Genomic DNA, 15376 nt, shown 5'->3' with positions numbered 1-15376 from the left:
GTAAGGGCGATTCCGTGACGCGGGGGCCGCCCGGCCCCGGGCGGCGGCCCGGAGGCGACGAGGCGGGCCCCGGGCCGGGTTAAGGTCTTTGCGTCACACACAGGAGGCAGTCGGTTGATCTACGGCGCAATGAAGTTCTCCCTCGGCGGTTCGCTCAAGCTGGCGTTCCGTCCCTGGGTGGAAGGCATCGAGAACGTTCCCGCCGAGGGTCCGGCGATCCTCGCGAGCAACCACCTGTCCTTCTCGGACTCCTTCTTCCTGCCCGCGGTCCTCGACCGCAAGGTCACCTTCATCGCGAAGGCCGAGTACTTCACCTCGCCCGGCGTGAAGGGGAAGCTGACCGCCGCGTTCTTCAAGGGCGTCGGCCAGCTGCCCGTCGACCGCTCGGGCGCGCGCGGCGCGGGTGAGGCGGCCATCAAGAGCGGCATCGAGGTGCTGGAGCGCGGTGAGCTGTTCGGCATCTACCCCGAGGGCACCCGCTCGCCCGACGGCCGCCTCTACCGCGGCAAGCCCGGCGGTCTGGCCCGGGTGGCGCTGGCCACCGGGGCGCCGGTCATCCCCGTCGCGATGATCGACACCGAGAAGGTGCAGCCGCCCGGCAAGGTCGTGCCGAAGATGATCCGCCCCGGTATCCGCATCGGCAAACCGCTGGACTTCACGCGCTACCAGGGCATGGAGGGCGACCGCTTCATCCTGCGCTCGGTCACCGACGAGGTGATGTACGAGATCATGAAGCTCTCCGGCCAGGAGTACGTCGACATCTACGCGACGGCCGCCAAGCGGCAGATCGCCGACGCGAAGAAGAAGGCCGAGGCCGAGGCGAAGAAGGCCGAGGCGTCCGGCAAGGGCAAGAGCCGCGGCACGGACGGACCGGGCAGGTCCGGGGCGTAGACGCGCCCCGGCGAGGGGTGGGGGCCGGGAATGACGGAGACCGACACAGAGACACAGGCGGGCGGGCGGACGACGCCGGCCGCACCGCGGCCGGGGCTGCGGATGTCCGTGGAGCTGCCGCTGTGGCGGGCGCTCACCGGCTACCGCGTCCTGACGCTGATCTACACGTGCTGCCTGGTCGCCTCGCAGTACGACGAGTACGTCCATCCGCTGGGCGCGGTCGGCTACATGGCGGCGCTCGCGCTCTGGACCGCGTGCACCTGGCGCCACACCACGTCGGCGGAGCGCTGCACCCGCCGCTTCCTGCTGTGCGACATCGCTTTCGCGGTGGGCGGCATCCTGCTGACCATGGTCGTCGAGTCCCATGAGCGGATCATGGGCGGCGCGGCCACCCTGCCGTCGATCTGCACCGCGGGCTCGGTCCTCGGCTTCGCGATCAAGGGCGGCTGGCGGTGGGCGATGGCCGCGTCCAGCGCGGTGGCCGTCGCCAACCTCGTCGAACGCGAGGAGCTGGCCGGGAACACCATCCACAACGTCGTCCTGGTCTGGGTGGCGAGCGTGGCGATCGGCTACGTCGTCGAGGTGGCCCGCGACAGTGAGCGCACGCTCGCCCGCGCGCTGCAGATCGAGGCGGCGACCCGGGAGCGGGAGCGGCTGGCCCGCGACATCCACGACAGCGTCCTGCAGGTCCTCGCGATGGTGCAGCGGCGCGGCGCCGCGATCGGCGGGGAGGCGGCGGAGCTGGGCCGGATGGCCGGGGAGCAGGAGGTCGCGCTGCGGACGCTGGTGGCCGGCGGGCTGGTCCCGTCGCCCCGTACGGGCGGCGGGGCGACGGCGCCGCCGGTGGCCGCCGGGCCGCCCGATGACGCGGCGGACGGCCCGTGCGACGTCCGGGCGCTGCTCGCCCCGTACGCCGGGAGCGGGGTGACGTTCTCCGAGCCCGGCTCGGCCGTGGAGCTTCCGGCGCACGCCGCGGGGGAGCTGGCCGCCGCGGTCGGCGCGGCGCTGGACAACGTGCGGGTGCATGCCGGGGACGGCGCGCGGGCGTGGGTGCTGCTGGAGGACGAGCCGGAGGCGGTCGTCGTCACGGTCCGGGACGACGGGCCGGGCATTCCCGAGGGGCGGCTCGACGACGCCGAGCGGGAGGGCCGGCTCGGGGTCGCGCTGTCGATCCGCGGGCGGCTGCGGGATCTGGGCGGCACCGCCGCATGGCTGTCGGTCCCCGGACAGGGCACCGAAGTGGAGTTGACCGTTCCCAAGGGCGCACCGCCCGAGGGCCGACGCGGCGGAGGGGCGCGCGCATGAGTGACAGGGACGGACCGGACCCGGCGGGCGCCGGTGGCGGCGGTATCCAGGTGATGGTGGTCGACGACCACCCGATGTGGCGGGACGCCGTCGCCCGGGACCTGGCCGCCGCCGGCTGCGAGGTGGTGGCCACCGCGGGCGACGGGCCGCAGGCGGTCCGCCGGGCCCGCGCCGTCGTCCCGCAGGTCCTCGTCCTCGACCTCAACCTGCCCGGACTGCCCGGCGCGCAGGTCTGCAAGGAGGTCGTCGGCTCGCACCCCGGGGTGCGGGTCCTGGTCCTGTCGGCCAGCGGGGAGCACGCCGATGTGCTGGAGGCGGTGAAGTCCGGCGCGACCGGCTATCTGCTGAAGTCGGCGAGCACCGAGGAGCTGCTGGACGCGGTCCGCCGCACCGCCGCCGGGGAGCCGGTCTTCACACCGGGGCTGGCCGGGCTGGTGCTCGGCGAGTACCGGCGGCTCGCGACGGAGCCGGCGCCCACGACGCCGGACGAGCCCGGCGCCCCGAGCCTGACCGACCGGGAGACCGAGGTGCTGCGGCTGGTCGCCAAGGGCCTGTCGTACAAGCAGATCGCCGAGCGGCTGGTCATCTCGCACCGCACGGTGCAGAACCACGTCCAGAACACCCTCGGCAAACTCCAGCTCCACAACCGGGTCGAACTGGTCCGGTACGCGATCGAGCGCGGGCTCGACGACGCCTGAGCGGGGACGCGGCCGGCCGGGCCGCGTCACCCCCGCGCCGCGCCCCCGCCCGTACGGGTGATCGTCGGGCGCCAACTCGCCCCCGGCGCGCGGGAGTCGGCCGCGCACCCGTGCCGGAGTGACCCGGATCACCTCTAGCGTGACCGCATCGGTTCGTGCGGGGCCGTGCGCGGCCCTCTGACGGGATGTAGGTGAAGGCGATGCGGGTCGGAGTGCTGACCGGCGGTGGCGACTGCCCCGGTCTGAACGCGGTGATCAGGGCCGTCGTCCGCAAGGGCACCCAGGAGTACGGGTACGGCTTCGCGGGCTTCCGCGACGGCTGGCGCGGGCCGCTGCGGGGCGATGCCCGGCCGCTGGACATCGCCGCGGTCCGCGGCATCCTGCCCCGCGGCGGTACGGTCCTCGGCTCGTCGCGGACCAACCCCTTCCAGGAGGAGGACGGCGTCCGCCGGATCAAGGAGACGCTGGCCAAGGAGGAGATCGAGGCGCTGATCGCGATCGGCGGTGAGGACACCCTCGGCGTCGCGGCGCGGCTCTGGGAGGAACACGGCATCCCCTGCGTGGGCGTCCCCAAGACCATCGACAACGACCTCTCGGCCACCGACTACACCTTCGGCTTCGACACCGCCGTCGGCGTCGCCACCGAGGCCATCGACCGGCTGCACACCACCGCCGAGTCCCATATGCGGGTCCTCGTCGTCGAGGTGATGGGGCGTCATGCCGGCTGGATCGCGCTGCACTCCGGGCTCGCCGGAGGCGCCAACGTCATCCTCATCCCGGAGCAGCGCTTCGACATCGCGCAGGTCTGCGCCTGGATCGAGTCCCGCTTCCGGGTCCGCTACGCGCCGATCGTCGTCGTCGCGGAGGGCGCGATGCCCAAGGACGGCCAGATGGTGCTGAAGGACGGCAGCACGGACGCGTTCGGGCACGTCCGGCTCTCCGGGGTGGGGGAGTGGCTGGCCAAGGAGATCGAGGCGCGGACCGGCAAGGAGGCGCGGACGACGGTCCTCGGCCACACCCAGCGCGGCGGTACGCCCAGCGCCTTCGACCGCTGGCTGGCCACCCGCTTCGGGCTGCACGCCATCGACGCGGTGCGCGCCCGTGACTTCGGCTCGATGGTGGCGCTGCGCGGCACCGACATCGTCCGGGTGCCGCTGGCCGAGGCGACGGCGCAGCTGAAGACGGTCGATCCGGCGCTGTACGCGGAGGCGGGGGTGTTCTTCGGCTGACGGCGCGGGCGGGGCGGGCGCGGCCCGGAGGTCCGGGGCGTCCCGGGGGCGCGTACCGCCGCCCCGGGCGCTCCGTGCGCACCGTCCGCCCGTCGCTCCACCGGGCGCCCCTCCGTCCGCGCCGCGGCGGTGCCCGGCGTCCCGCCCCGTATATTCGCCCCGGCGGACAAAAGGCGCGAAACGGTCGGAGCGGCCGGGGTGCGGGGCGAGGAGGAGAGCGTATGGAGATCGTCGCGTTCGGGGTGCAGACCGATGAACGGCCCTTGCTGGAGCGGGCGTTCGCCGGGCGGCACCAGGTCCGCTGTCTGGACGTCAACCTCGACCGGGACACCGCGCCCATCGCCCACGGCTACGAGATCCTCACCACCGACGTCAACGCCGACCTCTCCGCCGAGGTCCTCCAGACCCTCTTCGCGGGCGGGACGCGGCTGATCGCCCAGCGCGCCACCGGCTACAACAACATCGACCTCCGGGCCGCCGCCGACCTCGGTATGACCGTCGGCCGGGTCGCCGCCTACTCGCCGTACGCCGTCGCCGAGTTCGCCTGGGCGCTCGCCCTAGCCGTCGACCGCCGGGTCATCCGCGCCGCCCAGCGCACCCGCCTCTTCGACTTCCGCCTCGACGGGCTGATCGGCCGTGACCTGCGGGGACGTACGGCCGGCGTGGTCGGTACCGGGCGGATCGGCGAGGCGTTCACCCGGATCGCGCACGGTTTCGGCATGCGCCTGCTGGGCTGGGACCTCACCGAGAACCCGGTCTGCCGCGACCTCGGGATGGCCTACGTCGACCGTGACCGGCTGCTCGCCGAGTCCGACCTGGTCACCCTGCACGTCCCGCTGACCGACGCCACCCGTCATCTCGTCGACGCCGCCGCGCTGGCCGCCATGAAGGACGACGCACTGCTGGTCAACACCAGCCGCGGCGGACTCGTCGACACCACCGCCCTCGTCGAGACCCTCAAAGCCGGCCGGCTCTCCGGCGTCGCCCTCGACGTCTACGAGGAGGAGGCCGGGATGTTCTTCCACGACCGCTCCCTCGACGTCATCCGCGACGACGTCCTCGCCCGGCTGATGACCTTCAACAACGTCCTCGTCACCTCTCACCAGGCGTACTTCACCGCCGACGCGGTCGGCCAGATCACCGACGCCACCCTCGCCAACGTCGAGGACTACCTGGCCGGCCGCGACGGCGCGAACCTCCTCGTCACACCAGGACGGCCGCCAGCAGCTGAGCGGTGAGCCGCGCCCCGTCCAGCGTCAGCACCGACTCCGGGTGGAACTGCGTCCCGGCGAAGCCCGGCCCGCGCAGCGCGTGCACCTCGCCGGTGGCCGCTTCCCGGGCCAACTCCACGCGGTGCATGGCCAGTTCGGCGGCGGTGGCGTCGTCGCAGCGGGCGGTGAAGGTGTTGTAGAAGCCGACGGTCTCCGGCCGCCCGAAGAAGTCGATCCGCTCCTGCGCCCCCTGGAACGGCACCTCCTTGCGGACGATGTCCAGCCCCAGCTCCGCCGCCAGCAGCTCATGGCCGAGGCAGACCCCGAGGACCGGCCGGTCCGCCGCCCGCCCGCCGATCAGCTCCGCCGCGAGCGAGCGCAGCAGCCGCATCTTCGGATCGGCGGCGTCGGACGGATCGCCGGGCCCGGGGCCCAGCACCACCGGCCCCCGGTGCGCCCGCACCGCCTCGCGCAGCCCCGGCGTGTCGAACCGCCGCACCGTCACGTCGAGCCCCGACGTCCGCAGCAGATGGGCCAGCATCGCCGTGAAGGTGTCCTCCGCGTCCACCACCAGCGCATGGCCGCGCAGCGCCGCCACCGGCTCGGCGGACCGCATCCGCAGCCAGAACGGCGCCAGATCCGCCCGCCGCGCGTCCAGCGCCGCCCGCACCCGCGGATCGTCCGCCAGCCGCGGCGCCGCCCCGTCCGCCGCCCGCCGCGCCGCCGTGCCGTCCGCCGCCGGCCGCACGCCCAGCGCGGTCAGCACCCCCGCCGCCTTCGCATGCGTCTCGGCCACCTCGCCGTACGGGTCCGACGCCCGCACCAGCGTCGCCCCGACCGGCACCCGCAGCCGTCCGTCCGCGTCGATGTCGGCGGTCCGGATGAGGATCGGCGAGTCCAGCGTCTGCGCGCCGGACGCGTCCCGGCCCAGCAGCGCCAGCGCGCCCGCGTAGTAGCCGCGCCCGCGCCCGTCGGCGGCGCGGGGTTCGTGGCGCTCGATGACCCGGCAGGCGTTCTGCACCGGCGAGCCGGTCACCGTCGCCGCGAACATCGTCTCCCTCAGCACCTCCCGCGCGTCCAGCGAGGTCCGCCCGCGCAGCTCGTACTCGGTGTGCGCCAGGTGCGCCATCTCCCGCAGCCGCGGCCCGACGACCACCCCGCCGCCGTCGCCGACGGTGCACATCATCTTCAGCTCCTCGTCCACCACCATCGACAGCTCCTCGACCTCCTTGCGGTCGCCGAGGAACGCCAGCAGCCCCTCGGCGGTGGGGCCGCCCGCCGGGTAGCGGTAGGTGCCGCTGATCGGATTCATCACGACGGTGCCGCCGCCCGGCACGTCCGGCCGCGCCCCGGTCATCCGCACGTGCACCTCGGGGCTGGCGCCGACCAGCGTCCGCACCCCGGGGCGGTGCACCACGTACGTCCAGTACGCGCCGCGCTCCCCGGCCAGCAGCCGCCGGAACAGCGCCAGCGCGTCGGCGGCGCCGAACCCGTCGATCGCGCCCTCGAAGGTCCGCCGGATCACGAAGTTGGCGCCCGCGCCGCTGCCGATCTCGTCCCGCACCACCCGCCCGACGATCTCCGCGTACGCCTCGTCGGACACGTCGAACGCCCCGTCGCGCACCGTCACGCCGTGTGCCGGCAGCGCGGCCAGCACGGCGTCCAGCGGCAGTTCGCAGACGGTGTGCGGGCGCAGGACGGCGAGCGGGGTGGCGTCGTCGTGGGCGGTGAAGCCGCGCTCGCGGATCTGCCGGAACGGGATCAGCGCCAGCGCGTCGGTGACGGGCGCGCCGGAGCCGTCCGGCCCGTCGCCGAGCGGGATGTCCGCCAGCCGTTCGACCTCGGTGACGTCGCCGAGCAGCACCTCGACGTGGCAGCCGTCGCGGCCGGGCGTCCGGCGGCGCAGCAGGGCGAACGGCGGACAGCCGGGGGCCAGCAACCGCCGCACCAGGGCGGCGGCGTCCTGCGGCGCGGCGGGGGAGGGGTGGGACATACCGGGGTTCCTTCCGGGAGGAGGAACGGCCGGTGGACACACCGAAGGCCGCCCCTCGGGCGGCCTTCGCGGAGTTCGGATGAGTACGCGCGTATCAGCGGGCCGCCGGATGAGCGGTCCACCACCAGTTCATGTGCATGAGGCGCGGCGCGTACATGCCGGGCACCCTACCGGAGCCCGGCGGGGCCCGCGGCGGCCGTCCGCACTCCGGACGGGACGGGCCCGGTCCGGGCGCGGCGCGGACCGGTACGGAGCCGAGGGGAACCGGCGCGGAGCCGGGGCGCGGGCGTCCGTCCACCATGTGCGGCCCGTCTCACACTCCGGGCGGCGTCCGGACGGCCTGGCCGGACCCCGTAATGTGGGAGATGTGACCGTGAACGCTGAAACCCACGCCGGTGGCAACACCTGGCGAGACCTGCCCGCGGCGCAGCAGCCCGACTGGCCGGACCACGAGGCTCTGCGCGATGTGATCGCGGAGCTGGAGTCCTATCCGCCGCTCGTCTTCGCCGGGGAGTGCGACCAGCTGCGCGAGCGCCTGGCCGCGGTCGCCCGGGGTGAGGCGTTCCTCCTCCAGGGCGGCGACTGCGCGGAGGCGTTCGACGCCGTCTCCGCCGAGCACATCCGCAACAAGCTCAAGACGCTCCTCCAGATGGGCGCCGTCCTGACCTACGCCGGGTCCGTCCCGGTGGTCAAGGTCGGCCGGATCGCCGGCCAGTACAGCAAGCCGCGCTCCAAGCCCACCGAGACCCGCGACGGCGTGACCCTGCCGACCTACCGCGGCGACTCCGTCAACGGCTTCGAGTTCACCGAGGCGGCCCGGATCCCGGATCCGGAGCGCCTGAAGCGGATGTACCACGCCTCCGCGGCGACGCTGAACCTCGTCCGCGCCTTCACCACCGGTGGCTACGCCGACCTGCGCCAGGTCCACGCCTGGAACCAGGACTTCGTGAAGTCCTCGCCCTCCGGCCAGCGCTACGAGGCGCTCGCCCGCGAGATCGACCGCGCGATGAACTTCATGAACGCCTGCGGGGTCGACCCGGAGGCGTTCCGCACCGTCGAGTTCTTCTCCTCGCACGAGGCGCTCATCCTCGACTACGAGTCGGCGCTCACCCGCACCGACTCGCGCACCGGGCAGCTCTACGACGTGTCGGGCCACATGGTCTGGCTCGGCGAGCGCACCCGCCAGCTCGACCACGCGCACGTCGAGTTCGCCTCGCGCATCCGTAACCCCGTCGGTGTGAAGCTCGGCCCGACCACCACCGCCGAGGACGCGCTGGCGCTCATCGAGCGGATCGACCCGGACCGCGAGCCGGGCCGGCTGACCTTCATCACGCGGATGGGCGCGGACAAGATCCGCGACCGCCTTCCGGAGCTGGTCGAGAAGGTCACCGCGTCGGGCGCGCAGGTCGCGTGGATCTGCGACCCGATGCACGGCAACACCTTCGAGGCGGCCTCGGGCCACAAGACCCGCCGCTTCGACGACGTGCTCGACGAGGTCAAGGGCTTCTTCGAGGTCCACAAGTCGCTGGGCACCCACCCGGGCGGCATCCACGTCGAGCTGACCGGCGACGACGTCACGGAGTGCGTGGGCGGCGGCGACGAGATCTTCGTCGACGATCTGCACCAGCGCTACGAGACCGCCTGCGACCCGCGGCTCAACCGCAGCCAGTCGCTGGACCTGGCCTTCCTGGTCGCGGAGATGTACCGCGACCAGTGAGAGAGCCGGCCGCGGCGTATGCGGCACACCTGTGGGGCGCGGATCTGTGATCCGCGCCCCACGGCGTTGTGCCCCTCCGGCGTTGTGCCGCCCCTCCGGCGACAGGTAAGGTAAGGGTTACCTCACTGAAGATCAACGGGATCGACGGGGCCGACTCGCACGGAGGTGGACCGGGTGTACGTGTGCTCCTGCTTCGGCATCACCGAACAGCAGGTCCGCGACCACGCGGACACCGGCGCCTGCACGCCCCGCCAGATCGCCTCCGCCTGCAAGGCGGGCACCGACTGCGGCGGCTGTGTGCGCCGCATCCAGGCGCTGCTGGGCCGGGGCGCCTGCCCGCGCCGTGAGCTGATCGACAAGGGCGCCGCCGAGCCGCTGACGGCGCAGGTCCCGGAGGTCGCCCCGGAGACCGCGCCGGTGGCCGCCGAGCCGGCGCCGCCGCTGCCCCGGATGGTGCGGACGCCGCCGGCGTTCCGCGAAGCGGCCTGACCGCGCCCGTACGCGGCGGGCTCAGCTGCTGGGCTGCTCGACGAGCTGGGCGATGTACAGCGCCTCACCGAGCTTCTCCACCAGCTCCAACTGCGTGTCCAGGTAGTCGATGTGGTGCTCCTCGTCGGCGAGGATGCTCTCGAAGATGTTGGCCGAGGTGATGTCGCCCTTGGCGCGCATCAGCTCGATCCCGCGCTTGAGGCGGTCGATCGCCTCGACCTCCACCTGCCGGTCCGCCTGGAACATCTCGGTCACCGTCTGGCCGACCCGGACGTGGAACAGCCGTTGATAGTTGGGCAGCGCCTCCAGGAAGAGGATGCGGTCGGTGAGAATTTCCGCGTGCTTCATCTCGTCGAAGGATTCGGCGCGGGTGTACTTCGCGAGCTTCGGCCAGCCGAAGTTCTCCTGCATCTTCGCGTGCAGGAAGTATTGATTGATCGCGGTCAGCTCGGCGGTCAGCTGCTCGTTGAGGAATTCGATGACCTCGGGGTCGCCCTGCATGGCTGCGGGCTCCTTCCGCACGGGAACAGGCAAGTGCGGCGCATCTTTGCATCGCCCGGAGCGTAACGTCCAGTAAGTGCACGCTTACTGTGGATTGCCCGTTTCGTCTCCCGTTGGTCAGGGGCACCCCTTCCGGTCTGACACCATGGAGGCATGGGTCAGCCGGAAAGCCGCGAAGCGGAGCATCCCCAGCTCCCTCCGGGGCAGCGACCGCAGCGGGGCTGGCCCGTCACGCACTACGGCCCGGTGCCCAAGTTCCGGCCCGAGCGCTGGGAGTTCCGCGCCTTCGGCGCCACCGCGGACGGCGCCAAGCACTGCTGGACGCACGAGGAATTCGCCGCCCTGCCGTATACGACGGTCGTCGCCGATATGCACTGCGTGACGAAATTCAGCATGCTGGGCGCCGAATGGGGCGGCGTCCGTACGACGACGATCCTCGAACTCGCACCGCCCGCTCCCGAGGCCACCCATGTGATGGTCTGGGCGGAATACGGATTCAGTTCGAACCTGCGCCTGGAGGATTTCGCGGCGGAGAACTGCCTCTTCGCCACCCACCGCTCCGGCGAACTCCTCACCGCCGAACACGGCTTCCCCGTCCGGCTGATCGTCCCGCACCTCTACGCCTGGAAGGGCCCCAAGTGGGTCCGCGGCATCGAGTACATGACGGCCGATCGCCGCGGCTTCTGGGAGGAGCGCGGCTATCACAACCTCGGCGACCCCTGGCGCGAACAGCGCTATTCCTATCAGGAGGAACCGGGGGACGGCCCGGAGCTGTGACCGGGCCCGACCGGGGCGCGAGCCGGAAACGGGCTCCGGCGGGGCATCCGGCCCGGCCCGGCACCTCGTACCGGCGGGTCAGCAGTGGGCGCCCGCGCGCAGTTCCTTCAGACGGGCGACGTCGGCGGCGTGGCCCTCCGGGCCGCCGGGGGTCTCGATCACCAGGGGCACACCGTCCGTCGCGGGGTGCGTGAACAACTCGGCGAACGGTTCCGCGCCGATGTGTCCGGCGCCGATGCCCGCGTGCCGGTCCTTGTGGGCGCCGACGACGTCCTGGGAGTCGTTGGCGTGGATCAGCCGCAGCCGGCCCGCGCCGATGACCTCCGTCACCTCGTCCAGCAGCGCCTTCATCCCGCCCGGCGCGGCCATGTCGTGACCCGCGGCGAACGCGTGGCAGGTGTCCAGACAGACCCCGAGCTTCGGATGGCGCTCCAGCACCTCGAAGTACGGTCCGAGATCCTCGGCGAGCGCGCACAGCGACGAGCCCTGCCCGGCCGTCGGCTCCAGCAGCAGCCACGGATCGTCGTCGTGCACCAGCTCCGCCAGCAGCGGCCGCAGGTGCTCCCCGGCCTGCGCCAGCGCCTCGGCGCGCGGCCGCCCGCCGGTCGCCGAACCGGTGTGCACCACGACGCCGCGCGCCCCGATCTCCCGGCCGCGGCGCAGCGAGTGCCGCAGCGACGCCACCGACTTCTCGACCGTCGCCCCGGTGTGCGAGCCGAAGTTGATCAGGTAGGGCGCGTGCACGTACGCCGGTATGCCCGCCTCGGCGCAGCCGGCCCGGAACGCCTCGTCCTGCGCGGGGTTGCCCACCGGCGTCGCCCAGCCCCGCGGATTGGCGACGAAGACCTGGACCGCCTCACCGCCCATCGTGCGGGCATAGGGAAGACCGGTCTTCGCCAGACCGCCGGCGACCGGCACATGGCCACCGACCGGATTACGGAGCCGGCCGCGCGCGGCGGCGTCTGCGGGGGAGGGATGGTTGCTCACCCCACCAGGGTGCCAGGCCCCACCGGCAACGCGGGGCGGGGGCGGGGCGCGCGGCCCGCTCCCTCCCCCCGTACGGGCTCCCCGGCTCTCCCTACCGGGCGGTGTCCGGTGCGGCGGGCTGCCCGGCGGCGCGATCGCGACGGGCGAAACCGCGGGCGACCGGCTCCGCCGTGACGCCGTGCAGGACGACGCTGAGCAGCACGGTCGCGCCCGTCACCCCGAAGACGAACCCCGCCTCGTGCGGTGGCAGCTGGGTGTACGCGAGGATCGCGAAGACGATCGAGGTCACCCCGCGCGAGCCCATCCAGCCGATCGCGGCGCGCTCGGCGCGGTCGAAGCCGGTGCCGCCGAGCACCGCGTACACCGGGACGAAGCGGATCACCGTCAGGACCAGCAGCGCGTAGCCGAGGACCGGCAGCGGCAGCCCCTCCGCCGCGAACTCGTCCGCGATCAGCTTGCCGAAGGTGAACCACACCGCCAGGGACATCACCTGCGCCGCGTCGTGGGTCAGCTCCAGGGTGCCGGGCCCGACGGCGTGCGCGGTGCGGGCGAACCACAGTCCGGCGACGAACGCCGCGACGAAACCGTTGCCGTCGGCCAGGACGGCGGCCGCGTACGTCAGGAATGGCAGGACCAGCGTCGCCAGGCGCAGTCCGGCGGCGGGCGCCCAGCCGGCGTCCAGCGCGCGCCGCACCAGCCAGGACGCCGTCCAGCCCGCGGCCGTGCCGACGGCGACGGCGACCCCGGCGCCCTTCAGCGCGTTCACGACCAGGTCCGAGAAGGTCTCACCGGTGGCCGAGACCAGGTTGGAGACGCAGAACAGGAAGAGCGGCGAGATCAGCCCGTCGTTGAAACCGCCCTCGACGTTCAGCGCGGCCCGCACCCGCAGCGGCACCCGTACGTCGCGCAGGAACGTCGCGGCCGGAGCGAGGTCCATCGGCATCACCACGAGCGCCGCCACGGCCAGCAGCCACCACCGCGTCCCGGGGAACAGCACCGCCCCGGCCAGCGTCGCCAGCCCCACCGAGACCGGCAGCGCCACGCCGAGCAGCCGGCCCTCGCCCACCGACGTGTCGAGGCGCCCGTACTCCCTGGCCTCGGTGGCGTCGGCGAAGAGCAGGACGGCGAGGACCAGCTCCACGCTCCGCTGGAAGAGGTGGGGGTCCAGGCCGAACGGGATGCCCGGGGGCGCGCCCCGGGTCAGCAGGATCCCGGCCACCGCGAAGGCGATCGGCGCGGTGACGCTCCACCGGGCCATCCGGTCCGACATCAGGGTCCACGCGAACAGCAGCGACATCAGGACGAGCAGAGTGACCACAGGGGACTCACAGGCGCGGGCGGGAAGGTGCTGCGCCGGATGCTAGCCCGGATGTCCGCCGTGCCCCGGCAGGCTCCACGCCCGCCGTGCCCCCGTCACAGCGCCCCCTTGAGCCGGATCGTGATCGTGCTGCCCTTCGGCGCCTGCTCGCCCGGCTCGACCGACTGGGACTCTACGGTGTCCTGCGGGAAGAGGAACGGCTTCTTGACCTCCACCGCGAAGCCCAGATCGCTCAGCTGCTTCTTCGCGTCGTCGACGTTGCGGCCCGTCACCTTCGGCACGGTGACCATCTCCGGGCCCAGCGACAGCGTCAGCGTCACCGTCTCGCCCTTGCCGAGCTGCCCGCCGGCCGGGGACTGGAGGGCGATCGTGCCCTTGTCCTCGGGGGAGTGCACCGGCCGGTCGGCGAACTTCACCACGAAGCCCTCGTCCCGGAGCGTCTCCACGGCGTCGTCGCGGTCGTCGCCCGTCACATCGGGCACGTCCAGCGCCGCGCCGCGGCTCACCGTCAGCGCCACCGCCGTGTCGGGGTGCCGCTCACTGCCCGCCGCCGGGTCCGTACGGATCACCGACCCCTTGGCGACCTCGTCGCTGAACTCGCGGTGCGTCGCCCCGGGCACCAGCCCGCGGTCGCGCAGGGTGCGCCGGGCGTCGGCCAGCGGAGTGCCCGACAGATCCGGGACGCGGACGATCTCCGGGCCGCGCGAGACGGTGAGGGTGACCGTGCCGGTGCCGCGTATCCGCGCGCCGGTGCCCGGGTCGGTGGCCATGACGTGTCCGCGCCGCACCGTGGGGCTGAAGTCCTGCACCACCTTCACGCCCAGCCCCTCGTCCCGCAGCGTCCGCTCGGCCTTCGCCCGGGTCATGTCCAGCACCGCGGGGACGGCGGTGAACTGCCCGGCGGTGACGTACCAGATGCCCGCGGAGCCCCCGAGGACGAGCAGCACCGCGGCGACGACCGCCACCAGCCGGCGGCGCGGATCGGCGAACGGGCCGCGCCGCGCGGGCGGCGCCGGGCGCAGCCGGGTGGTCGGCTCGGACGCGGGGACCTCCAGGCGGCTGGTGCGGTTCAGCGCCTCCTCGGGTGCCGCCCCGCCGCCCGCGAGGCCGGGCAGCGGCGGCTGCACCACGGCCCGGGGCAGCACACTCGTCCGCTCCTCGCCCGCGGCGACCTCCCTGGCCTGCGGCGGCACCGCGTCCAGCTGGGCGTCGGTCAGCGCGGCCCGGGTCTCGCGCGCCGCCGACAGCAGCGCCACCGCGTCCTCGGGGCGGCCCTGCGGATCACGGGCGGTGGCCCGTGCGACCAGCGCGTCCAGCGGCGCGGCGAGGCCGGGCACCGCCTCGGACGGCGGCGCGACGTCCTCGTGCAGATGGCGGTGGAGCACCTGGGCCGCCGTGCCGCCGGTGTGCGGCTTGGCGCCCGTGAGCATCTCGTAGAGCACCACACCGCAGGCGTAGACGTCGACGCGGGCGTCGGCGGTGCCGTCCTCGATCTGCTCGGGCGCGAGGTACGAGACGGAGCCCAGGACCGCGCCGGTGGTGTCGGTGTGCGCGCCGACCGCGCGCACCAGCCCGAAGTCGGCGACCTTGACCCGGCCGTCGTCGCCGACCAGGACGTTCTCCGGCTTCATGTCGCGGTGCACCAGACCCGCGCGGTGCGCGGCGCCCAGTGCGGCGAGGATCGGCTCCAGCACGTCCAGCGCGGCCCGCGGCTGGAGCGCGCCCCGCTCGCGCAGCACGTCGCGCAGCGTGCACCCGGCGACGTACTCCATCGCCAGATAGACGTACGTCCCGTCCGTGCCCTGGTCGAAGACGCCGACGACATTGGGGTGCGAGAGCTTGGCGACCGACTTCGCCTCACGGATGAAGCGGTCCACGAACGCGCCGTCCACGGCCAGCGACGGATGCATCACCTTCAGGGCGAGCACGCGGTCGAGCCGGGTGTCCAGGGCGCGGTAGACCGTCGCCATGCCACCGGCGGCGATGCGCGCCTCGACGCGGTACCGGCCGTCGAGCAACTGCCCGACCAGGGGGTCCTGAAGGGTCGTATCCACGGCAGACGAGTCTACGAGGAGCCACCGACACCGCGGCCCGCCCGGCGGCCCGCACGGGCGCACTGAAGCCGAACGGTGACCGGAACCGAGCCCCGGGGGCGGGGGGGGGGGGGGGGCGCCCCCCCCCCCCCCGGACGGAAAGACGGAAATCCCCGGCCCAGACCCCCGGGGCATCCCCCGGTGTGGGAGAAAAGAAGAAAGAGAAG

The 15376-nt window shown here is 73.5% G+C and carries 13 protein-coding genes; 8 read left to right on the top strand and 5 right to left on the bottom strand.

The window, feature by feature from the left end; genetic code table 11:
- Window positions 1-114 precede the first annotated feature (114 nt).
- The 5 genes from ACZ4M8_RS01295 to ACZ4M8_RS01275 all read left to right on the top strand — a co-directional run bounded on the left by ACZ4M8_RS01295 (window position 115) and on the right by ACZ4M8_RS01275 (window position 5361).
- Window positions 115-891 carry a lysophospholipid acyltransferase family protein gene (locus ACZ4M8_RS01295; RefSeq protein ID WP_467602328.1) on the top strand — a complete coding sequence of 259 codons (777 nt, stop codon included), beginning with the start codon at window positions 115-117 and terminating at the stop codon, window positions 889-891.
- Between the two features lie 30 nt (window positions 892-921).
- Window positions 922-2196: a MacS family sensor histidine kinase gene (gene macS / locus ACZ4M8_RS01290; RefSeq protein ID WP_467602327.1), complete on the top strand. Its 1275-nt coding sequence runs from the start codon at window positions 922-924 to the stop codon at window positions 2194-2196.
- On the top strand, window positions 2193-2894 hold the full coding sequence (locus tag ACZ4M8_RS01285; RefSeq protein WP_467602325.1) for a response regulator: 702 nt from the start codon (window positions 2193-2195) through the stop codon (window positions 2892-2894). Before macS ends, ACZ4M8_RS01285 begins: the two co-directional genes overlap by 4 nt.
- A 200-nt stretch (window positions 2895-3094) precedes the next feature.
- Window positions 3095-4123 (top strand): 6-phosphofructokinase, encoded by a 1029-nt coding sequence (locus ACZ4M8_RS01280; protein ID WP_467602323.1) that lies wholly within the window; start codon window positions 3095-3097, stop codon window positions 4121-4123.
- 221 nt (window positions 4124-4344) lie between these two features.
- Window positions 4345-5361: a 2-hydroxyacid dehydrogenase gene (locus tag ACZ4M8_RS01275; RefSeq protein WP_467602321.1), complete on the top strand. Its 1017-nt coding sequence runs from the start codon at window positions 4345-4347 to the stop codon at window positions 5359-5361.
- Here ACZ4M8_RS01275 and ACZ4M8_RS01270 read toward each other — a convergent pair.
- Window positions 5327-7327, bottom strand: a complete 2001-nt coding sequence (locus ACZ4M8_RS01270) for an anthranilate synthase family protein (protein WP_467602319.1) — start codon at window positions 7325-7327, stop codon at window positions 5327-5329. The two genes, ACZ4M8_RS01275 and ACZ4M8_RS01270, sit on opposite strands and share 35 nt — an antisense overlap.
- A 367-nt stretch (window positions 7328-7694) precedes the next feature.
- Between ACZ4M8_RS01270 and ACZ4M8_RS01265 the strand changes: the two genes are divergently transcribed.
- Together ACZ4M8_RS01265 and ACZ4M8_RS01260 are read left to right on the top strand one after the other, a co-directional pair.
- Window positions 7695-9044 carry a class II 3-deoxy-7-phosphoheptulonate synthase gene (locus ACZ4M8_RS01265; RefSeq protein WP_467602317.1) on the top strand — a complete coding sequence of 450 codons (1350 nt, stop codon included), beginning with the start codon at window positions 7695-7697 and terminating at the stop codon, window positions 9042-9044.
- A 174-nt stretch (window positions 9045-9218) separates the two neighbouring features.
- The gene (locus ACZ4M8_RS01260) at window positions 9219-9533 is read left to right on the top strand and encodes a (2Fe-2S)-binding protein (RefSeq protein WP_467602315.1); all 315 of its coding nucleotides are present in this window, start codon (window positions 9219-9221) and stop codon (window positions 9531-9533) included.
- A gap of 21 nt (window positions 9534-9554) precedes the next feature.
- On the opposite strand, the gene bfr is transcribed toward ACZ4M8_RS01260, so the two are convergent.
- Window positions 9555-10034, bottom strand: coding sequence for a bacterioferritin (gene bfr, locus ACZ4M8_RS01255; RefSeq protein ID WP_467602313.1), 480 nt, complete (start codon window positions 10032-10034; stop codon window positions 9555-9557).
- 153 nt (window positions 10035-10187) lie between these two features.
- On the opposite strand from bfr, the gene ACZ4M8_RS01250 reads away from it, so the two are divergent.
- Complete coding sequence (locus tag ACZ4M8_RS01250) at window positions 10188-10811, top strand: sulfite oxidase-like oxidoreductase (protein WP_467602311.1); 624 nt, start codon at window positions 10188-10190, stop codon at window positions 10809-10811.
- A gap of 78 nt (window positions 10812-10889) precedes the next feature.
- On the opposite strand, the gene ACZ4M8_RS01245 is transcribed toward ACZ4M8_RS01250, so the two are convergent.
- The 3 genes from ACZ4M8_RS01245 to pknB form a co-directional block, all read right to left on the bottom strand.
- Window positions 10890-11798 carry a deoxyribonuclease IV gene (locus ACZ4M8_RS01245; protein WP_467602309.1) on the bottom strand — a complete coding sequence of 303 codons (909 nt, stop codon included), beginning with the start codon at window positions 11796-11798 and terminating at the stop codon, window positions 10890-10892.
- 91 nt (window positions 11799-11889) lie between these two features.
- Entirely contained in the window at window positions 11890-13116 is a 1227-nt protein-coding gene (locus tag ACZ4M8_RS01240) for a cation:proton antiporter domain-containing protein (RefSeq protein ID WP_467602307.1), read from the bottom strand.
- Window positions 13117-13211: 95 nt separating this feature from the next.
- Window positions 13212-15170: a Stk1 family PASTA domain-containing Ser/Thr kinase gene (gene pknB / locus ACZ4M8_RS01235; protein ID WP_467602305.1), complete on the bottom strand. Its 1959-nt coding sequence runs from the start codon at window positions 15168-15170 to the stop codon at window positions 13212-13214.
- Window positions 15171-15376 lie beyond the last annotated feature (206 nt).

The sequence above is a fragment of the Streptomyces sp. NPDC027185 genome (assembly GCF_055567035.1).
The sequence above is the reverse complement of the archived record's forward strand: the minus strand, read 5'-3'. Positions and strand labels throughout refer to the sequence as shown.